We start from the raw sequence: 18727 nt of genomic DNA, 5'->3' as shown, positions 1-18727 counted from the left end.
CTTAAGGAACATGCTGTTTCCAGCGGCAAGGAGAGCCGTCAGGAAATAGCTAAAGCTCGCTCTCCCCTCACCCCGCGGGCCGGGCCCAGCGCGGCAGCTCCCGCCAGAAGCGGCTCAGGCGGCGCTCCCGCTCCGGCCAGTCCGGCGCGTAGCGGGCAAGCTCTTCCCGATAGGCCGGGGAATGGTCCATCCGCCGGATATGACACAGCTCATGCAGGCAGAGGAAGGCCGCGTCCTCAACCGGCAGGAGCAGCGCCCGCCAGTTGAGGCGGATACGCCCCGCCCCCTGCCTGTCCCGACTGCAACTCCCCCAGCGGCTCCGCTGGTCCCGCACGCAAACCTCGCTGACCGCGAAGCCGTGGCGATGCGCCAGCTCCTTCAGCAGAGGCGGCAAATACTGCCCGGCCTGCCGCCGGCACCAGCGGCGCAGGGCCTCCGCCGCCAGCCCGTCATCCGCATCGCCGTACAGCGTCAACCGGCTCTCCGTCGCCACCAGCAACAGCCGCCGGGCCCCGGCCTCCACCGTCACGGGGGGATGGGCGCCGCCGGCGACCGCCGTACAGCCCTGCTGCCAGCCGCCCCCCCGGCGTACCTCCAGGTCCTGTCCCGTCACCGGCAGGACAAGCCTCTCCGGCAACAGGCTCCCCTCCGCCTCTTCCGCGGCGCAACGGCGGCAGTACCGCCGCCACGCCCGTTCCACAAAAGGCGTCAGCCCTTCCAGCCAGTCCCGCCGGGCATGCAGCAGGCAGCCTGCGGGGACGATCAGCCGCCATTCGCCCGCCGCCGTCAAACAGAGCCGCAGGCGGCGCGCCCGGGAAGACCGCCGCACCGCCGCCCGCAGGGCGGTCTCGTCGGCAAGCTGGAAGACGACACACTCAGACATCCCCGCCACGCCTTCCAGACGGACGCCCGACGGGGCGGCGGCAACGTGCGCGGGTAAAAGATCAGACGCGAGCATGTCCGGCATGCTGCCACAGCCCCCGCAGCCTGTAAAGCGGACATATCTGCCGCCCCCTTTTTCTCCCCGCTGAAATAATTACCTTTACACAAAATGGCATCAGAATTGCTAGATGTGATGCAGAAAACATCAACGCGTGGAAAAATTTTCCCCGAGGAGAAGTTATGGATATTACAGCGTTGCAGAATAACGGCATTTTGTCTCTTGATACCACGAATTCCGTCAACAATCTTCTTTCCAACTACAGTAAGAGCGACAACGCTGACACCTCCACCAGCAGCGACAGCGTATCCATTTCCGAACAGGCGCGTCAGCTGTTTGCCCAGTCTTATGGTCAGTACAGCGGGCTTGTCAGCTCGACGCAGTCCGAAGACGGCAGCGACTCCCTGCTCCAGAGCCTGGCCCAGAGCTACACGGCTACCGGCAAGGCGGAAGACGCCTCCGCCAGCCAGGCGGCGACGGAAAGCGCCCCTGCGGCCGAGCAGGTCCAGGGCGCTGCCCCAGCGCCTGCGTCAGGCGCCGGTAACGGCGGCCAGGGCGGCGACAGCAGCAGTGAGGACGACAGCGCTGAACAGGAAAACATCCGTCAACAGATCTCCGCGCTTCAGTCCCGCGTCAGCATGCTCAGCGCCACTCTCGCTTCCGGTGATACCACTGCCTACGGGCAGCTTGCCAGCCTGGAAGCCCAGATCTCCTCGCTTACTGCCAGCCTGCGCGCCTAACTCCCTTCCCTTTCGCGCAGCTGCAGAGGTACGAAGCGGAAGAGAACTCCCCGTTCTCTTCCGCTTTTTTTACCCAGAGCATACGACAACGACTCGCTGTCTCCGCCAATCAGCCGCGGCATCGGCCCTTCGCGACATGGTGTATCACGCCGGCCCGTCGCCCTCCTCCCCCTGAAGACGGGCAAGCTCTCCCGACAGGGACGGCATGGCGGTCACGGCAAAGGGCGGACCCCATTCCGGCAGGCAGGCAAAGGTCTCCCCATCCGGCAGGCTCACCCGCAACGCATGCAGCATGAGGCGCGGCGCCGTCCCCGGCGTACCGTACTTGCCGTCCCCCAGTACCGGATGGCCCATATGGGCGAGCTGCGCGCGGATCTGATGCGTGCGCCCCGTATGCAGGCGCACGAGCAACAGACTGCACTCCGCCTCCCGCCGCAGCGGCAGGACGCTCAAAGAGGCCTCCACGCCTTCGCCGGGCGCATCGCTGACGCGCATCCGTTCGCCCGCTCCGGCGTTCACCTTGCACAGCCAGTGCGTCAGCTGCCGGCCCCCGTCATGCGGCCAGCGGCCCGCCACCCAGGCAAGATATTCCTTGCGGAGCTCATGCCGCCGCAAAGCGGACGTCATGGCGCTGAGCGCGGCAAAACTGCCCGCCACCAGCAGGATGCCCGAGGTGTCCTTGTCCAGACGATGTATGGGAGTGGGAATATACGGCTGACCGGCATACCGGGCGGCAAGACGCCCGGCAAGGCTGTCCTCATGCCCGGTGCCGGGCTGGGTCGGCAGGCCGGAAGGCTTGTTGAACGCCCAGACGTCGCCGCTCCTGCCTACCAGCGGCGGCAGATCCCCGCTGACGCCGACACCGGCGCCCGCCTTCCTGCGGCCCGTCATACTGCCGGCAAAGGGCGGCAGTCGGATCATGTCGCCCACGGCCACGATGGCAAAAGGCTTGGCCCGACCGCCGTTGAGCCGGACCTGTCCGGTGCGTATCCAGCGATGCAGCAAGCCCTGTGGCAAATTCAGACGCCGCTGCAGCAGCTGGAGGAGTTTCTGGCCGCTCTCCACGGCCTGTACGGCAAAGATGTGGGATGCTTCCGCCGCGCTGGACGGCGGCGGGACGTGCGGATCTTCTGGCATGCGCGGCAACCTCGGTGCCGTGGTGAAAAGAGTGCGACGGCCTTCCGGCACGCCGCCGAACCAGCCTCCACCATAGCCACTGCCGGCAGGGAGGTCAATGCGCCCCCAGCAAAAGGACTTCCCCTCGCCCACCCCTGGGCTGTGTGGTCATGCGGGGGAAAGGGGGGACTTTTTGCGGCAGATCTGTCCCTTTCCCAGTGTATGCCGCCGGGGGACCTGCGCTCAGGGGGGCGACCTGCGGGGCACGCTGTCTCGTCATCCTCCCCGGAGGAGTTTTTTGCGGGATGGATGGGGGGCGCGGGGGGAAAGGAAGGGGGCTTTTTTGCAAAAAAGCCCCCTTCCTTTCCCCCGCAAAAAAGAACAGCCGTTTCAGCTAATCGCCTTCGGCGTCGGCATCCATGAGATCGCCTGACGGCTGACCGCCGTGTGCGCGCAGGATCTCCATCGCCTTGTCCCGGGTCAGGACGCGGCCCCGGCAGCGCGGGTGCTGAAGTCGGTTTTCGGGGCAGTAGCCGAGCTGGACGCAGCTCGGCCCGGCGCCCCGGAAAAGATCGGGGGCGGCTTCGCGGCAGAGGCGCAGCATCTGACCGGCCAGGTGGCGGATCTCGTGCTGGGCGTTGCGGCAGCAGCGGATGGCGAACCAGTCCAGCAGGGCATGGGCGTTCATGCCGATGATGGCCTTGAATTCCGTGGCCTGGGGTTTGAGGTAGCGCAGATCTTCTTCCGGGAGGCCGGCGTCCAGCCCGGCTTCGTACCACTGGCGGGAGAGGTCGGCCAGGTCGTGTCCGCTCAGGGAGGCCGTGTGGCCGTCGGGCAGGGTGAGCTGTGCCGAAAAATCGCGGACGGAGCGCGGGTACACCACGGAGTAGCGGCGTTTGCCGTTGAGTTCGGCCCGGCCCGACTTGATCAGGTAGGAGGCCATGCGCTTACGCACGAGCTGCACTTCGGTCACGCGCGAATAGCCCTCCACGCCGAAGAGGAAAAAATCGAACTCCAGTGCCGCCCTGTGCCCGCTGGACAGGATATTCTCCACGATCTGCCGCGAATAGGGCGAGGCCGCGATGTCGTCCAGGCTGCGCTCGCTGCGGACGAAGCGCGCCGCGATATCGGTGAATATCCTGCCGCCGCCGGCCAGCAGCAGCACCTTGCCGTCGCCTGTATATTTTTCTTCCAGCATGCCGCCTCCAAAGCCGAAAAACCCTCCCGGACACGGGATGTGCGCGGGAGGGGCCACCATAGACGACTTTTCCCCAGTCCACAACCGCTTCTCGCAGCCGCCAGCCGGGGCGGCAGGCGACGAACCGCCTTGACGCCTGCGGCCAAAAGGGGCATTTTTTCTGATTGGGCCGCACCGCCGGCCAGATTTTTTCCAAGGAGATACCATGAGCAAATCCACTCCCTGCGCCGCCCCTGCTGACGGCTTTTTCGGCGCATACGGCGGCAGTTTTGTGCCCGAAGCCCTGCAACCGCGTCTGGATGAGGTCAGCCGGGCTCTTGAGGGAGCCCTGAAGGATCCCGCCTTTTTCGAAGAGCTGGACTACCTGCTGGCGCATTTTGCCGGTCGTCCCAGCCCGGTCTTTCATTGCGCCAACCTCAGCCGCAAGCTGGGAGGAGCACAGATCTGGCTCAAGCGCGAGGATCTGAATCATCTTGGCGCGCACAAGGTCAACAACACCCTTGGTCAGTGCCTGCTGGCCAAGCGCATGGGCAAGACCCGCGTCATCGCCGAGACCGGCGCCGGCCAGCACGGGGTGGGCACTGCCGCGGCCGCTGCCCTCATGGGGCTGGACTGCACCATCTGCATGGGCGAGGTGGACATAGTTCGTCAGCATCTCAACGTGACGCGCATGGAGATGTTGGGCGCCACGGTGCGCGCCGCCACCAGCGGTCAGCGCACGCTCAAGGAAGCCGTGGACGAGGCGCTCGACATCTGGGTCAACGACCCTGAGATGTTTTATGTGCTGGGATCGGCCGTGGGGCCGCACCCCTATCCTTATATGGTGCGCGTGTTCCAGTCGGTCATCGGACGTGAAGCCCGTGCCCAGATGCTGGAAAGCACCGGACGCCTGCCCGACATCTGCATGGCCTGTGTGGGTGGCGGCTCCAACGCCGTCGGCATCTTTTCCGGCTTCGTGGCGGATGAGGACGTCCGCCTCGTGGGCGTGGAGCCGGGGGGCATCGGTTCGGGCTACGGCGAGAACGCGGCCTCCCTCTGTCTGGGCGAGCCGGGCGTGCTGCACGGTTTCCGCTCCTACATGCTCAAGGACGCCGCCGGCGAAGCCGCTTCGGTCTATTCCATCTCCGCCGGGCTGGATTATCCCTCCGTGGGGCCGGAACTGGCCATGTGGAAAGACAGTGGCCGCGCCGAATACGTCAGCGTGACCGACACCGAGGCGCTGGAGGCCTTTTTTGCCCTTTCGCGGCATGAAGGCATCATCCCCGCTCTGGAATCCTCGCATGCCGTGGCCCACGCCATGCGCATCGCCCCCGAGCTGCCGCAGGACACCGTCATCCTGGTCAACCTGTCCGGCCGCGGCGACAAGGACGTCGCTCAGGTGGCCGAGCTGGTGGCTTCCGGCAAGTTCGTGCCCGCCGACGACTAGCCCGCTGCGGCGCTATCCGCTTCCAGGGGACAGGCGATTCATGACGTGCCTGTCCCCTGGCGTTTTTCCGGCAGGCGCGACGGCGCCCGCCATGCCTTGCCTCCCGCCCGCCCCGCGCCTTGCCGAGATTTTCTTGCAGTAAAAATTCTTTTACCATTTTACTTGCCAGTCATCCAACAAAATCCTATGTTTTTGCAGGCGCTTTTATGACCATGTTTCTCGCAGAGGAGGAAACACATGAAAAAGATCGTGACGCTTTTCATGGCGGCCGGCATGCTGCTCGGGGGGTTGAGCACGGCCAACGCCATCGACTTCAAGGCCAAAGGCCAGTGGATTGTGAGCGCGGACTACGGCCAGAACGGCAACTTTACCGGCGGCAACGGCCAGACGGGCTATAACGGCAAGGAAGACGAGTTCGAAGTCGAACAGCGCTTCCGCGTCCAGCTGGATGCCGTGGCTTCCGAAAGCCTCTCCGGAACGCTGTATTTCGAACTTGGCGACCAGCGCTGGGGCAAGAACGACAACGGCGCCGCACTGGGCGCTGACGGCACCAGCGTCATCGAGATCAAGCAAGCCTACATCGACTGGCTTGTCCCCCAGACCGACCTGAAGCTCCGCATGGGCATCCAGGGCATGGCCCTGCCCAGCTTCACCACCGGCAGCCAGGTCTTCAATGACGACGTGGCCGGCATCACCGCCTCCTACAAATTCAATGACAATGTGGCCCTGACCGCTCTGTGGGCGCGTCCCATGAACGACAACTACAGCGGCTGGACCCGTGACGGCAACCCGAACTACCACCAGAACTACATGGACAATGTGGATCTGTTCGCCCTTGCCCTGCCCCTGACCTTCGACGGCGTGAAAGTGACCCCCTGGGCCATGTACGGCATGATCGGCCCCAACGCCTTCCGTAACGGCCGCGACGATTACTACTCCATCAGCAGAAACAATGCCGGAACATCCAACGCCTATTACAGGGCGGGCATGTACCCCATCGGCGGCGGGACGCATCACGAAAAGCTCACCGGCTACGGCAATGCCGTGTGGGCGGGCATCACCGGCGACATCGTGGCCTTCGATCCCTTCCGCATCGCCTTCGACTTCAACTACGGTTCCGTGTCCTACGACGACAGCTCGGCCAACCGCGCCGGCTGGCTGGCTTCGCTGCTGGTGGAATACAAGATGGACTGGGTGACCCCTGGCATCTACGGCTGGTACGGTTCCGGTGACGACGACAACACGGGCAACGGTTCCGAGCGCATGCCCTTCGTGAGCGTCAACAACACCAACAACGCCTTTTCCCGCTACGCCTTCAACGGCAACCCCTATCTGGCGCGTGAAAGCACCATCGGCTACGGCATGACCGGCACCTGGGGCGTGGGTATCCGCGCCAAGGACGTGAGCTTTGTGGAAGACCTCAAGCAGTGCCTCTATGTGAACTTCATGGGCGGCACCAACAGCCCCCACATGGCCAAAGTGCTGGTCAATGACTACAATACGGCCGCCAACGGCAGCCTCATCGGCAAGGACAGCATGTACCTGACCACCGATGACTATGCGCTGGAAATCGGCCTGGTCAACTCCTACAAGATCTACGAAAACCTGGAAATGGTCTTCGAAGCTTCCTATATCGCCATGTGGCTCGACAAATCCCGCAACGTCTGGGGTCACAGCCTTATGAACGGCAAGGATGACACCGTGCGCGACGCGTGGAACTTCAACCTCTGCTACGTCTACAGCTTCTAGGCGCATCCGCCGTCGATGCTTTCGACGGCCTGATGTCTGTCCAGCGAGGGCCCGCTTCGGCGGGCCCTTCGCATACCGCCTGGCCAGCTCGGGCGGCCGGCATCTCTGCCGCTCTTGAGTATTTTCAGCTTGAAACGCTTTACGCTTCAAATCATGCGGTCTGTCGTTTCGCGGAAAAACACGGCCTTTCTGCCTGGTTTCGGCCGGACAGCGCTGTGCCGCCGCCTCGCGTTTTCCCTTTTTCAAAAGAAAACACTCTATTCCATTTAGAATGAAATCATCCACAAAGGCTTCTCAGTAAAATGGCATGTGTGAAGCAGGCATTCTAAAAAATTGATATAATACAACAAAACTTATGTAAAAATAAATATTTCCAAAAGAACTCTCTTGACATTGACACTCTCTCAGATAAGGACTTTTTATCACCTCCTAAAATTACCATATTTCCTGAAAGCAATCCATTATAGAGCAATGCCATGTATAACAATGATATAAAAACATGCTTGCAGTTACTATCAATACAATAAAAACAATACATATCATTCTACATAAAAACTCCTTCATATTGGATAGTTTTTGCACAGCAATTACAGAACAAACAATAGATAAAATAACACATACAAACATCCAACCAAATAGAGCATTCACTGTATCTTCACCTTCTGCAGGAGTGGGAAAAAGCGAACGGGTGAATATTATAAAAAATATAAACACACATATCAAAAAAGCACCCAATTTTAGTACAATCCTCATCAATTTTCGTACAATTCTCTTCATTTGCTTTCCCAAAACAATATTTGTTTAGAATCTCCCAGATTGGAATATACCCATTCTTCATGGAGCCATGATACATCTAATTTATCTATTCCAAGCCAAAAACGTAAAATACCCGCGATCCCACCTGATGTCAGTTCATCTTTATCCCATAAGTCAATATGATCGCCAGTGGGGAATTTTTCCCACTTGCGTAGCCAATAGTCTTTAAAGAAAATTACTCCTGCTTTATTTTCAATTTTCGCTTTCCAGTCTTTTCCTGTAATATCAACTGGATTTGGCCAATTTGCAAGATAGCGTTTCTTAAGCCAGTTAGCTAATTCTTCGGCTCGCAAGACATGTTTCATTCCTTTATGCTCTGGTTGCCAACAGCAAGCACCTTTAAAAGACTTTAGTGAAGCTCCAGCACCTCGCAAAGCGGTCGAGACTTTTATTGCACATTGATCTGGGAAAGCGTCTGTATCACATGGTGGAGAAGAAGGATATGCAGCTCTGAGCTTCGCAAAAGTAATTATATTTAAGGATTCATTTTTCTTTGACTGAGGGGTAGTGTTAGTTTTTGCTTTACTTGGTCTGTCTGGCATAACTGTTTCTCCAATTCTTTGTAAAATTCAACTGCCCTTTTTTCTTGAATACAGACAGCAAGTCACCATAGAAAAGCAACAGCAAGCTTAAAAATATAAAATTAGCAAATATATTTTATTCATCCCACCTAAGAATAGCATCTTCATCCCAATAAACTGTTAATATTTGCAAAAAACTTGCTTGCACCCGTGGAGTTTTTTCCGTTATCATCAGTTCTCCCTTTATAAATTACACCTTCTTCTGTTTCTATAAAAAAAGGATAATAACTAATAGGTTCACCACTTATACTATCTATTGCAACAATTTGCTCGTCATATTCTTCGTTTACATTATCTTCATATGCCATTTCATGATTTTCATGGATTCCAATGAATACATCAGGAGAACCAGACGCAATCTCTGCTCCATATGCAGTTTTTGAACCAACAGGCGCTACAAGAAATTCATTGCCAAAAACAGATTGTTCACCTGTTATAATGAGATTTGGCCCATGTACCGGACAGTTATAAGTACTACCAACAAGGGCAATCGGACGATCATTTGCCCTTATGTTCAGACTACCATCAATAATAGCTCCACCGTGACTGCCGCTATCTCCAGCGCGTGCAACAGGCTTTCCAGACATGACTACACCCCTTGTTTAAATATGGCATATTTGATTCAAAGCATTGTTGCAAGAACATATCACACTGAAATTATTTATTTTTATCAAAAAACAAACAAGGGGACGCACTTCCCCCTTTCGTGCTTGCTCTCACTTTGTCCGAAATGGTACAATACCGCCCGGTACTCTTCCATTCCTTTTGGGCAATTACCGTGCATTTTTATAAAGATATTTTTATTCAAAACATATCAATAGATTATAGCAAAAAATCTATTGACATGCAGGAAGGGATATTGCCTGAATGCGTTTTGATTTCGGCAATGCAGGCCCCGCACAGAGCATCACCGATTTTGAGAGCATTTTGCCTTTGAAAAAGATAAAACGCTCTTGCGGGAAACAGCTCTTCCCCCCTATACTCCCCGGCATGCAACGTCCCGACCCCGCTTCCCTGCCGCTTAGTCCCGGCGTCTATCTCTATAAGGACGCCAAGGGCCGCATCATCTATGTGGGCAAGGCCCGCGTGCTGCGCCGCCGCATCCTTTCCTATTTCCGGCCGGAGGGCCTGCCGGCCAAGACCCGCGCCATGCTGGCCCATGCCGCCAGCCTGGATGTGCTGACCACCACCACGGAAAAAGAAGCCCTGCTGCTGGAATCCAGCCTCATCAAGAAACATCGCCCGCATTACAATATCGTCCTGCGCGACGACAAGCAGTACGTCCTTTTCCGCTTCGACCTCAAGCACCCCTTCCCCCGGCTGGAAGTCGTCCGCAAGGCCCGGCGTGACGGGGCGCGCTATTTTGGCCCCTTCACCTCCGCGCTGGCGGCGCGCGAGACCTGGAAGCTCCTGCACCGGGCCTTTGCCCTGCGCCGCTGTTCGGACAGGGCCATGAAGAACCGGGTGCGGCCCTGCCTGTATCATCACATGGGGCAATGCCCGGCCCCCTGCATGCAGCTTGTGGACTCGCGTCAGTATTACGAGGCCGTACACAAGGTCATCGAGCTGCTGGAAGGCAGATCCACCCCCCTGCTGACCCGGCTGCGGCAGGAGATGGAGGCCGCCAGCGAGGCACTGGAATTCGAGGCCGCCGCCCGCCTGCGCGATCAGATCCGGGCCGTGGAACGCACGGTGGAGCGGCAGGCCACCGTCCTGCCCGGCGGCGGAGACATGGACGCCATCGGCCTGTTCGCCGCGGACAAGGGGCTGGCGCTGGGCATCATCTTTGTACGCAACGGCGCCATGACCGACGGGCGCACTTTCTACTGGAGCGGCCTGAACTTCGAGGATGCCCCGGAGCTGCTCTGGTCCTTCGTGGGGCAGTATTACAGCACCATGACGCCGCCGCCGCGTATCCTGCTGCCCTGGCTGCCCCCGGATGATGAAGATGCCGGCCCGCCGCCGGACGCTCCGTCCTCCCCGCACAGCCAGCGCGAGGCGCTGGAACAGATGCTCGCCGAACGCCGCAACGGGCCTGTGCGTCTGGTCGCTCCGCAGCATGCCAAGGACAATCAGCTCGTGGATGTGGCCCAGTCCAATGCCCGCGAGGAGGCCCGGCGGCGCGAGCGTCATGCCGAACAGGACATCCTGCAGCAGATCGCCACGGCCTTGCATCTGCCGGAGCGCCCGCAGCGCATCGAGTGTGTGGACGTATCCCATACCGGCGGCCGCCAGACGCGGGTCGGCATGGTGGTTTTTGAGGACGCGCGACCCCATCCGCCCGCCTACCGCAGCTATGCCATGCCGGATGGCGGGGATGATTACGCGACCCTGTATCAGTGGATCGCCCGGCGGCTGGAAAGCGGCCCGCCGTGGCCGGATCTGCTGCTCATCGACGGCGGCCGCGGCCAGCTCCGCGCCGTCCAGCGCGCGCTGGACGAGGCCGGCCAGGGCGATCTCTTTTCGCTGGCGGCCATAGCCAAGGCCCGGGACGAGGACGGCCATGCCGACCGCCGCGCCGGCAACGTGGCCGACCGTATCTTCCTGCCGGGACGGAGCAACCCTCTCCCCCTGCGGGAAGGCGCGCCGGAGCTGCTCTTCCTCCAGCACATACGCGACACGACCCACAACTTCGCCATTGGCCGCCACCGCAAGGCCCGCGGCAAGGCGGCCCTGTCCGGCGAGCTCATGCGCCTGTCGGGCATCGGCCCGGCCACGGCCCGCCTGCTCTGGGAGCACTTTGCCTCGCTCGAAGCCATGCGCAACGCCACTGAAGAGGACTTGCGACGCCTGCCGGGCATAGGCCCGGGCAAGGCCGCCCTGCTGCGGGAAAAGCTGCGCGGCATCTGATGCGCCCTCCGCAGGGCGGCCGATCACGTCAGATCGGGACGCCTCGTCGTGGTCCCCCGGCATCTCCTCCACTCCCGCCCGCAAAAAACGCAAAGGGGGCGGCCGTCGCGAAACGGCCGCCCCCTGCAAAGGGCTTTCCCGGGCAGGGCGGTTATCCGTGCTTCATGCTCTCGATAAGGTCGCTCAGTTCATGCGACTGACCGGCAAGCGTATTGACGGCCGTAGCCGCTTCGTTCATGGCGGCAGCCGTCTGGCCCACCATATCGTTCACTTCGATGATGGAACGATTGATCTCGTCGCTGGTGGCCGACTGCTGCTCGGCCGCCGTGGCGATGGCCCGCACTTCGTCGGCCGTGGTCTCCACATCCTGCACGATCTGCTTCAGCGCCTCGCCGGACTGATTGGCGAAGTCGGTGGCCTGCTCGATCTGCTCCACCGCCTGATCCATGGACTGGACGCTCTTGGAGGTGCTGTCCTGGATGGCGCGGATGGCGTTGCCCACTTCCGTGGTGGATGTCATGGTCTTTTCCGCCAGCTTGCGCACTTCGTCGGCCACCACGGCAAAGCCGCGGCCGGCTTCGCCGGCCCGCGCCGCCTCGATGGCCGCATTGAGCGCCAGCAGGTTGGTCTGATCGGCGATATCGGAAATGACGCCCATGATGTTGCTGATGGACTGGGCATGCTCATTGAGCTGGGCCATGTCGTTCTTGAGTTCGCTGGACATTTCGCGCACGGCCTGTATGCTGCCCAGCGAGCGCTGCACGATGTCCGCGCCGGCCTCGGCCTGCGACCGCGTATTGGACGACATGGTGGAGGCCTGCGCCGCGTTCCTGGCCACTTCCTGCACTGTGGAGTTCATCTCGTTCATGGCCGTGGCCGCTTCCGAAAGGCGGGCATTGGCCGTCTGCGCGCTCTTGTCGGACTGCTCGATCTGGGCGGAGAGCTGGGTGGAGGCGGTGGAGATGGCTTCCACCACGCTTTCCAGCCGCCGCGCCGCGGCCAGCATGCCTTCCCGCTTGGCGCCTTCGGCGGCCTTCTGGGCTTCCTGCGCGGCCTTCATGGCTTCGGTGGCTTCGCGGCCCTTGGCTTCGGCCTCGGCGCTCTTTTCTTCCGCCGCCTTGATGTTTTCCTTGAGGCTGGACACCATCACGCGCAAGGACTCGGCCAGCTTGCCGGTCTCATCCGTGCTGTGCACGTCCAGCGTCCTGTCCAGATTGCCGTCGGCCACGGCATGGGCGAATTCCTGCGTCCGCCGCAGAGGCGTGACGATCATGCGCGTGATCACCAGCGCAAGGAGGATGCCGACCGCCAGCATCACCAGCACCACCGCGATGATGAGCGTTTGCGACCGCTCAAGGCTCGCGTCGCTGGCTTCCAGGAACGTCACCAGTATCTCGCTCAGCGCCTTGTCGTATGCGTTCAGCACGGCAAGCGCGGCAAAGTAATGCTCCAGCCGTTCCCGGGTAAAGGCGGCCCGCTTCTCGAGGAGCGCCGCCAGCTCCTCGGCATTGGACGCGAAGTCATGCAGTTCGTTCCACACGTCGTCGAACATGGCCCGGCACTCTTCGCGCAGCAGGTATTGACGGATGCCCTTCATCTCTTCGAGCAGATCGGCGCAGCTCTTGGGGACGGCATGGATGCGCTCGAGATCATTGGCGCTCATGCCGACCAGCAGATTCTGGAGCGCCGTGGAGGCGTTCTCCAGCACGGATGCCACGCGGGCCATGTTCTGGGCATACTGAATGCTCTCCTGCTGCCCGCCCTGATTGACGAAGTCCGTCAGCGTCCCGCTCATGGTCGCGCTCAGCTTCTTCAACATACTGCGCGCCGAGGTGCTGGAGGCGATCAGCGTTTCCCGCATCTTGCCCACGGTCTGCAACAGGGCGACGGCATCCGCCACGGACTTCTTGAACGCCGTATAATCCTTCTGAAAATTATTCAGGAATTCGACGGTATTCTCGCCGGGGTAGGTTTTGTTGAACTCCGTCAGTTGCGCGAGCAGCCCGTCGATCTGTTTTTCAAACTTCTGGTATTCCTGCAATTGCGTCTTGTCCGCGGAGTCCAGATAGATACGTATCCGGTATCCGGCCAGCAGATAGGCTGCCTGGATCTTCGTCATCATGGCGTACCGCGGAAAGCGCTCATGCGTTACCTTGTTGGAGGCGTTGAGACCGTCAGTGATGGCCTTTTGCGCCATGATGCCCACGCCGAGCGCCAGCAGCAGCACGAGGGCGAAACCGCCTGCTATCTTTTTTCCAATGCTCATGTTCACGGGAGACCCTTCTCTATGGTTGATTGTAACGAATGCTTCTTTTATCGGCACATCTTCCAAATATGTTACCGTCAAACGGCTTCCCGGCCGTAATTTTTTCCGCCATGACGCCGACACCATGCCGGCGTATCCATACCACGATGGACATGCGCGCGTCCCCACTTGTCAACAACCGATATTGAGCATATGTTTGAACACATGAAGGCATGAGCCGCGTGGTGTCCCGATCGCACGAAAAACCGTGCCTCCGGCGAGGCGGTTCATCTCGATCGGTCGTGCCGCCGTCTCAAAAACGAACCCGTCCTCCTCTGCACAGGAGTTTCCATGTCTTCCTTTGAGAGAGAGAGAGAGAGAGAGAGAGAGAGAGAGAGAGAGAGAATCCGCCGCTCCCGCTGCCTCGCCGGCCTCTCGCTGTCGCCGGCCTGCGGGCTGCGCCTTATCTCTTCTTCTTCACGAACGGCCGCCCTGCCCGCATCGGCCTTCCGTCCGTTCCCCACGACCGCGAAGGACGTCTGCGTCCGTCGTGACGCCGTATCTGTCCGCCTTGACCACGGAACGGGGATCGTGCGGCGCGTACCGCTGGCCGGCACTCCGCATCCGCTGACGTCAGGCCTGCGCGTCATCCCGGATGACGCGCGCCGTGCCGGTTCCCCTTTTCCCCTTTTTTTCCCGGAAATACTTCCGCACGAGGCCGGCCGTCCCCGGACGACACGTGACCGCAGGCAGCCACCGTCTCCGCCCGGCGTCCGCGATGCCACGGGCATGGCCTCATGCCGCAAGACAACCTCGCCATACCTGGGAACCTGCGGGAAACGCCCCGCGTTTTCCCGCTTCCTGAGCGTCCCGCCGGAATGACGCAACGCCTCCTTTCCCGCGCATTCCGGCGGGATGTGAACGACACCTCCCCGCAGCCGCACCACCGGCATCCCCGCCGTCGCCATTCTTTTTCCCGACGGCGCGGCAGCGACTGACGCGCCCGCCTGAGGGAACGGATGTCGGCGTCAGCCGGCACTCAGGGGAGCCCGCCTCCCGGCCTCGTCCGGGGGGCGGGCTGTTCGTCTCCCGGAGCGAGCCGGCGCGGGGCCGTACGCGCCAGACAGTCCGCGGCCCTTCGGAGATCGTCGCGGGAATGTCCTGTCCGCACCGTACAGCGCAGCAGCGCCCGTCCCTGAGGAACGGTGGGATGACGGGCCGCCAGCAGCAGCACCCCACGCTCGCGCAGGCGGGCCGCCCAGGCCGCGCAGGCGGCGGCATCCCCCACGGGGACGGCAAGGATGTGGGCCTCCCCCTGTACCGGCAAGCCGGCCTCCCGCAGACAATCACGAAAGAAGCGGGCCTTCTCCGCCAGGTCCTGCCGCTGTTCGTCCAGTCCCGGCAGGCGCTCCAGCAGGGCCAGCACGCCGGCGGCATGAGCGGGCGGCAGGGCCGTGGAATGCAGCAGCGGCGAGGCCCATTGTTCCAGATAGGCGGAAAAGCCCTCGGGCAGCAGCAGGAACGCGCCCCAGTAGCCCAGCGCCTTGCCCAGGCTGCCCAGCACCAGATCCGCCGCCCCCGGCCATTGCGCGGCCATCCCCCTGCCCTGCGGCCCCAGCGCGCCGAGAGAGTGGGCCTCGTCCAGCCAGCCCCAGAAGCCGAACCTCTGCCGCAGGGTCCGCCAGGCGGGCATATCCAGCAGTGTCCCGTCCATGCTGAACAGGCTTTCGCTCATAACGACCGGCTGACGACCGGCAGCCTCGTCATCCGTCTCGACCTCCGCCGCCAGACGATGCAGACGGCGTTCCAGATGGGCCATGTCCGCATGGGCATAGGGCAGGACGCGCGCCCGGCTCTGCCCCAGGAAACGAACGGCGCTGGCGTGCATGCGCCTGTCCGTCAGCAGGGGCTGCCCGGGATGGAGCAGCCCCACGACGGCCGCGAGCTGCGCCTGATAACCGCTGGCGAAAAAACGACATTCCGCCGCCCCGAAATAGGCGGCGCAGGCCGCGGCCGCCTCGTCGGCAAGGGCCGTGCGCCCCCCCGCCACCCAGGAGGCGCGCCCCGACGGGGCATGACGGGCCGCGCAGCGGGCCAGCGTCCGCCGCCAGCCCGCATCCTCGGCCAGCCCAAGACAATCATGGGAAAGGAAATCCAGCACGCCGGGCCCGGGCGGCAGCGCCGCCGCCTCCCGGGCAAGCCCCGCCCGGCGCTCCAGCGCCAGCCGCCGGGCCAGCTCGCCGCTCAGGCTGCTCCGCCACGATACAGACATTGGAAAAGCTCCTCATAGCGCCGCCGCAGCCGCTCCGCGCGAAAGCGACCGTCATAGGGGCAAAGCCCTGTCCGCACCTCCCAGCGGGCGCTGCGGGAGGCCTCCCCCGGGGCGGTGGGCGTATAGCCCGCCTCCAGCGTATAGAGCGCCGCGCCGTCGCCCTGCTGCACCAGTTCGGCCCGCATCTCCAGCCGGCCGTCGAGGGCGCAGGCTTCCGGCAATCCCCAGGCGGCCGCCGCAGGGGTCCGGGCCATGCCCAGCAAAAAGGCGTGCCGGTCAAAGCCGCTACGATAGCGCTGATGCAGGGCGGCGCACTGGGCCGCCGCCTCCCAGACATGCCAGAACGGGGCACGCCGCAAGCGCCGCCAGGCCAGCAGCCCGGCGTCCCACACGGCGCTCACGCCGTCCAGCAGGACGAACGGGCGCGGCACGGCGGAAAGATCTATGTCCACAAGCGCACCACCAGCACGGCGTTCTGCCCGCCGAAGCCGAAGTTCTCCAGCAGGCCCAGCGGACCGGCGAAGGGCGTCTCTTCCCGCACGAAGGCCAGCCGCGCCGAACAGGGCCGCTCCAGCCCGGCGATGGACGGCATGACGCCCGCGCGCCAGGCGGCAAGCAGGGTCAGCAGCTCCACGGCCCCGGCCGCGGCCGAGGCGTGCCCCTGCCGGCTCTTGAGGGCCATGATGGCCGGCGGCGTGGCCATATCGGCAAACAGCCGTTCCAACAGAGCGGCCTCCACGGCATCGTTGCGCCCGGTCCCCGTGCCGTGGGCCGAGACCCAGTGCGGCCCCTCGCGCATGCCGGCGGCCACGGCCTCCGCCAGCGCCGCCCGCACCGCCCGCTCGGCGTAGCGCCCCTCCTCGTCCGGCGCGGTCAGGCTGCCGCCGTCCGACGTCGCGCCGAAGCCCAGGATCTCGGCATGGATGCGCGCTCCGCGCGCCGTGGCCGCCTCCAGCGATTCCAGCACGAAGGCCGCGCCCCCTTCCGCCGCCACAAAGCCGTCCCGCGCCAGATCGAAGGGACGCGGCCCGCACTCCGGCCCGCGCCGGCTCAGGGTCCGCGCCCGGGCATAGCCCAGCAGGCCCGCTTCGGAAAGACGCGAATCCCCCGCCGCCACCAGCACGCGGACCGCCTCGCCCCGGCGGATGCGCCGGAAGCCTTCGCCCAGGGCGTGCAGGGCTGAGGCGCAGGCGGCGTTGACGGTCAGGCTTTCGCCATGCAGCCCCAGGAGGCGGCAGAGCGCGGCCGTGGCCGTATTGGGCAGCCAGCGCAGCAGCCAGAGCGCGCCCAGCCGGTTCACGTCTCCCGGCGGCAGCCCGGGTTCGCCGCTGACGTCCAGCATGGGCCCGGCGGCCAGCAGCAGCGGCGTGTCCTCCGGCAGCAGCGCCGTCCAGTCCGCCGGCCGTCCTTCGTTGCCGGAGGCGCTGCCGGGGGCGGCGTCCCACGCGGCCCGCAGCCCGGCCAGCACCGCCAGTTGCGCCCCCCGGTGGCAGTAGTGGCGATGACGCCAGCCGCCCAGCAGGCGCAAGGCCGCATCGGGAGAGGGCGCGCGGGCAAGGTCGCCCTGCGGTTCGACGGGGGCCACGGCAAATTCCGGCCAGTGACGACTCGGCGCAAAGGGCAGCCGCCCGGCCCGCAGGGCCGCCCCCACTTCGACGAGACTGCCGCCCAGCGGCGTGCAGCCGCCGGCCCCGCTGATGACCACGCGTGCCGGCGTCACACGCTAGCCCCGCGACGCCCAGACGGCGTAGTCGGCCAGATCGCCCAGCGTCAGCGGGGAAAGGCCGTCCCCCTCCCGCCGGCACAGGAGCTCCTCCCGCCGCTGTTCGCTCAAATGCGGATAGGCCCGGGCCAGCGCCGCCGCGCCTTCATCGGCCAGCAGACGCAGGGAACGCAGGAAGGCGGCCTCGTCATCCACGCTGATGCCAAAGGCGACGCCCAGCCGGATGCTGATCTCCAGCAGATCTATGGACTCGCAGGGCAGATCCGCCATAAGGCGCGTGCGCGCGTGCAGTTCCGCCGCGTCCCGTTCAAAGATCTCCGCCACACAGTCAATGACCCTTTGCAGGGCCTCGTCACGGCTCAAGGTCATGCGCCCTCCATCAGTTTGACGGCCCCGAGGCCGCCGTCGATATCCACCGTACAGGCATTGATGCCCGCGGCCTCGCGTGAAAGCAGGAACGTCAGCGGCCCGACCGCCTCCTCAAGGCGCAGGAGCCGCCCGGCCGGCATGGCCGAAGCCGCCCGCCGCGCTGCCCCGTCGTGTGCCAGGAATTCCCTCCCGCGCCCGGCATCCAGCCAGCTCAGCCGCGCCGAACAGGCCGTCACGCCGCGGCCGGCCAGTTCCGCTCCCGCGCTGCGGAAAAGCGCCTCCCCGGCCAGCTTGGCGGCCGCGTACCAGCCCTGACCGGGCGAAGGCCGCAGAGCCGCCGAGGAAGAGACGAAGACGCAGCGCCCGGAGCGCCGGGAGAGCATGGCCCGCGTCACGGCCCGCAGGATGCGGGCGCGCAGGGCGATGTCCTCCGCCGCCCAGGCGTCGATCTCCGCGGGGGGCATGCCCGCCAGCAGATGCTCCCGCCGGGAGTGGCGCAGGTCCAGCAGATGGCCCGGCAATGCCCCCAGACGCCGCGCGCAGCGCCCGGGCAGGCTCTCCGCCTCGCCGAGCGGCTCCACGGGCAGCCCCGCCCCGGTGCAGGCCTGCCGGCCGGCCTCGCTGCCGCAGACAGCCAGCACGGCGGCCCCCTCGGCCCGCAGGGCGGCGGCCACGGCCAGCCCCAGTGTGCACCCCCCGCCC

The 18727-nt window shown here is 63.4% G+C and carries 15 protein-coding genes; 4 read left to right on the top strand and 11 right to left on the bottom strand.

Annotation, left to right across the window (positions count from 1 at the left end; genetic code table 11):
* Nucleotides 1–67 precede the first annotated feature (67 nt).
* The gene (locus Q0J54_RS07705) at nt 68–883 is read right to left on the bottom strand and encodes a YgjP-like metallopeptidase domain-containing protein (protein WP_296304885.1); all 816 of its coding nucleotides are present in this window, start codon (nt 881–883) and stop codon (nt 68–70) included.
* 239 nt (nt 884–1122) lie between these two features.
* Here Q0J54_RS07705 and Q0J54_RS07700 point away from each other — a divergent pair, with 239 nt between their 5' ends.
* Nucleotides 1123–1680, top strand: a complete 558-nt coding sequence (locus Q0J54_RS07700; RefSeq protein ID WP_296304884.1) for a hypothetical protein — start codon at nt 1123–1125, stop codon at nt 1678–1680.
* 144 nt (nt 1681–1824) lie between these two features.
* Here the strand turns inward: Q0J54_RS07700 and Q0J54_RS07695 are convergent, their stop codons facing one another.
* Nucleotides 1825–2817, bottom strand: coding sequence for an RluA family pseudouridine synthase (locus Q0J54_RS07695; protein ID WP_296304883.1), 993 nt, complete (start codon nt 2815–2817; stop codon nt 1825–1827).
* Between the two features lie 373 nt (nt 2818–3190).
* A complete protein-coding gene (gene thyX / locus Q0J54_RS07690; protein WP_296304882.1) occupies nt 3191–3994 on the bottom strand; it encodes an FAD-dependent thymidylate synthase in 804 nt (267 codons plus the stop codon).
* Between the two features lie 205 nt (nt 3995–4199).
* Here thyX and trpB point away from each other — a divergent pair, with 205 nt between their 5' ends.
* Together trpB and Q0J54_RS07680 are read left to right on the top strand one after the other, a co-directional pair.
* Nucleotides 4200–5420 (top strand): tryptophan synthase subunit beta, encoded by a 1221-nt coding sequence (gene trpB, locus Q0J54_RS07685; protein WP_296304881.1) that lies wholly within the window; start codon nt 4200–4202, stop codon nt 5418–5420.
* 237 nt (nt 5421–5657) lie between these two features.
* Nucleotides 5658–7169, top strand: a complete 1512-nt coding sequence (locus Q0J54_RS07680; RefSeq protein WP_296304880.1) for an outer membrane homotrimeric porin — start codon at nt 5658–5660, stop codon at nt 7167–7169.
* 773 nt (nt 7170–7942) lie between these two features.
* On the opposite strand, the gene Q0J54_RS07675 is transcribed toward Q0J54_RS07680, so the two are convergent.
* The gene (locus Q0J54_RS07675) at nt 7943–8527 is read right to left on the bottom strand and encodes a T6SS effector amidase Tae4 family protein (protein WP_296304879.1); all 585 of its coding nucleotides are present in this window, start codon (nt 8525–8527) and stop codon (nt 7943–7945) included.
* 143 nt (nt 8528–8670) lie between these two features.
* A complete protein-coding gene (locus Q0J54_RS07670; RefSeq protein WP_296304878.1) occupies nt 8671–9153 on the bottom strand; it encodes a PAAR domain-containing protein in 483 nt (160 codons plus the stop codon).
* Between the two features lie 403 nt (nt 9154–9556).
* Here Q0J54_RS07670 and uvrC point away from each other — a divergent pair, with 403 nt between their 5' ends.
* Nucleotides 9557–11416 (top strand): excinuclease ABC subunit UvrC, encoded by a 1860-nt coding sequence (gene uvrC / locus Q0J54_RS07665; RefSeq protein ID WP_296304877.1) that lies wholly within the window; start codon nt 9557–9559, stop codon nt 11414–11416.
* Nucleotides 11417–11567: 151 nt separating this feature from the next.
* Here uvrC and Q0J54_RS07660 read toward each other — a convergent pair whose 3' ends face one another.
* From Q0J54_RS07660 to Q0J54_RS07635, 6 genes are all read right to left on the bottom strand, one after another.
* A complete protein-coding gene (locus Q0J54_RS07660; RefSeq protein ID WP_296304876.1) occupies nt 11568–13682 on the bottom strand; it encodes a methyl-accepting chemotaxis protein in 2115 nt (704 codons plus the stop codon).
* A gap of 1018 nt (nt 13683–14700) precedes the next feature.
* Nucleotides 14701–15933, bottom strand: a complete 1233-nt coding sequence (locus tag Q0J54_RS07655) for an aminotransferase class I/II-fold pyridoxal phosphate-dependent enzyme (RefSeq protein WP_296304875.1) — start codon at nt 15931–15933, stop codon at nt 14701–14703.
* Entirely contained in the window at nt 15906–16385 is a 480-nt protein-coding gene (locus Q0J54_RS07650; protein ID WP_296304874.1) for a hypothetical protein, read from the bottom strand. Before Q0J54_RS07650 ends, Q0J54_RS07655 begins: the two co-directional genes overlap by 28 nt.
* Nucleotides 16376–17653, bottom strand: a complete 1278-nt coding sequence (locus Q0J54_RS07645) for a beta-ketoacyl synthase N-terminal-like domain-containing protein (RefSeq protein WP_296304873.1) — start codon at nt 17651–17653, stop codon at nt 16376–16378. The genes Q0J54_RS07650 and Q0J54_RS07645 overlap by 10 nt, the downstream gene beginning before the upstream one ends.
* A 3-nt stretch (nt 17654–17656) precedes the next feature.
* Nucleotides 17657–18025: an acyl carrier protein gene (locus Q0J54_RS07640; RefSeq protein ID WP_296304872.1), complete on the bottom strand. Its 369-nt coding sequence runs from the start codon at nt 18023–18025 to the stop codon at nt 17657–17659.
* Nucleotides 18022–18727 (bottom strand): SDR family NAD(P)-dependent oxidoreductase (locus tag Q0J54_RS07635; RefSeq protein ID WP_367172233.1); only part of this gene is annotated, 706 nt, incomplete at its 5' end. The genes Q0J54_RS07635 and Q0J54_RS07640, both read right to left, overlap by 4 nt.

Source organism: uncultured Desulfovibrio sp., from assembly GCF_944324935.1.
GTDB lineage: Bacteria > Desulfobacterota > Desulfovibrionia > Desulfovibrionales > Desulfovibrionaceae > Desulfovibrio.
This window is presented reverse-complemented; position numbering and strand designations above follow the sequence as displayed.

Bases quoted from the DNA above. Each gene is read 5' to 3' on its own strand.
- Q0J54_RS07700 (WP_296304884.1), top strand. From the start codon at position 1,123: ATGGATATTACAGCGTTGCAGAATAACGGCATTTTGTCTCTTGATACC.
- thyX (WP_296304882.1), bottom strand. From the start codon at position 3,994: ATGCTGGAAGAAAAATATACAGGCGACGGCAAGGTGCTGCTGCTGGCC.
- trpB (WP_296304881.1), top strand. From the start codon at position 4,200: ATGAGCAAATCCACTCCCTGCGCCGCCCCTGCTGACGGCTTTTTCGGC.
- Q0J54_RS07705 (WP_296304885.1), bottom strand. From the start codon at position 883: ATGTCTGAGTGTGTCGTCTTCCAGCTTGCCGACGAGACCGCCCTGCGG.
- uvrC (WP_296304877.1), top strand. From the start codon at position 9,557: ATGCAACGTCCCGACCCCGCTTCCCTGCCGCTTAGTCCCGGCGTCTAT.
- Q0J54_RS07680 (WP_296304880.1), top strand. From the start codon at position 5,658: ATGAAAAAGATCGTGACGCTTTTCATGGCGGCCGGCATGCTGCTCGGG.
- Q0J54_RS07695 (WP_296304883.1), bottom strand. From the start codon at position 2,817: ATGCCAGAAGATCCGCACGTCCCGCCGCCGTCCAGCGCGGCGGAAGCA.
- Q0J54_RS07670 (WP_296304878.1), bottom strand. From the start codon at position 9,153: ATGTCTGGAAAGCCTGTTGCACGCGCTGGAGATAGCGGCAGTCACGGT.
- Q0J54_RS07675 (WP_296304879.1), bottom strand. From the start codon at position 8,527: ATGCCAGACAGACCAAGTAAAGCAAAAACTAACACTACCCCTCAGTCA.
- Q0J54_RS07660 (WP_296304876.1), bottom strand. From the start codon at position 13,682: ATGAGCATTGGAAAAAAGATAGCAGGCGGTTTCGCCCTCGTGCTGCTG.
- Q0J54_RS07640 (WP_296304872.1), bottom strand. From the start codon at position 18,025: ATGACCTTGAGCCGTGACGAGGCCCTGCAAAGGGTCATTGACTGTGTG.
- Q0J54_RS07655 (WP_296304875.1), bottom strand. From the start codon at position 15,933: ATGTCTGTATCGTGGCGGAGCAGCCTGAGCGGCGAGCTGGCCCGGCGG.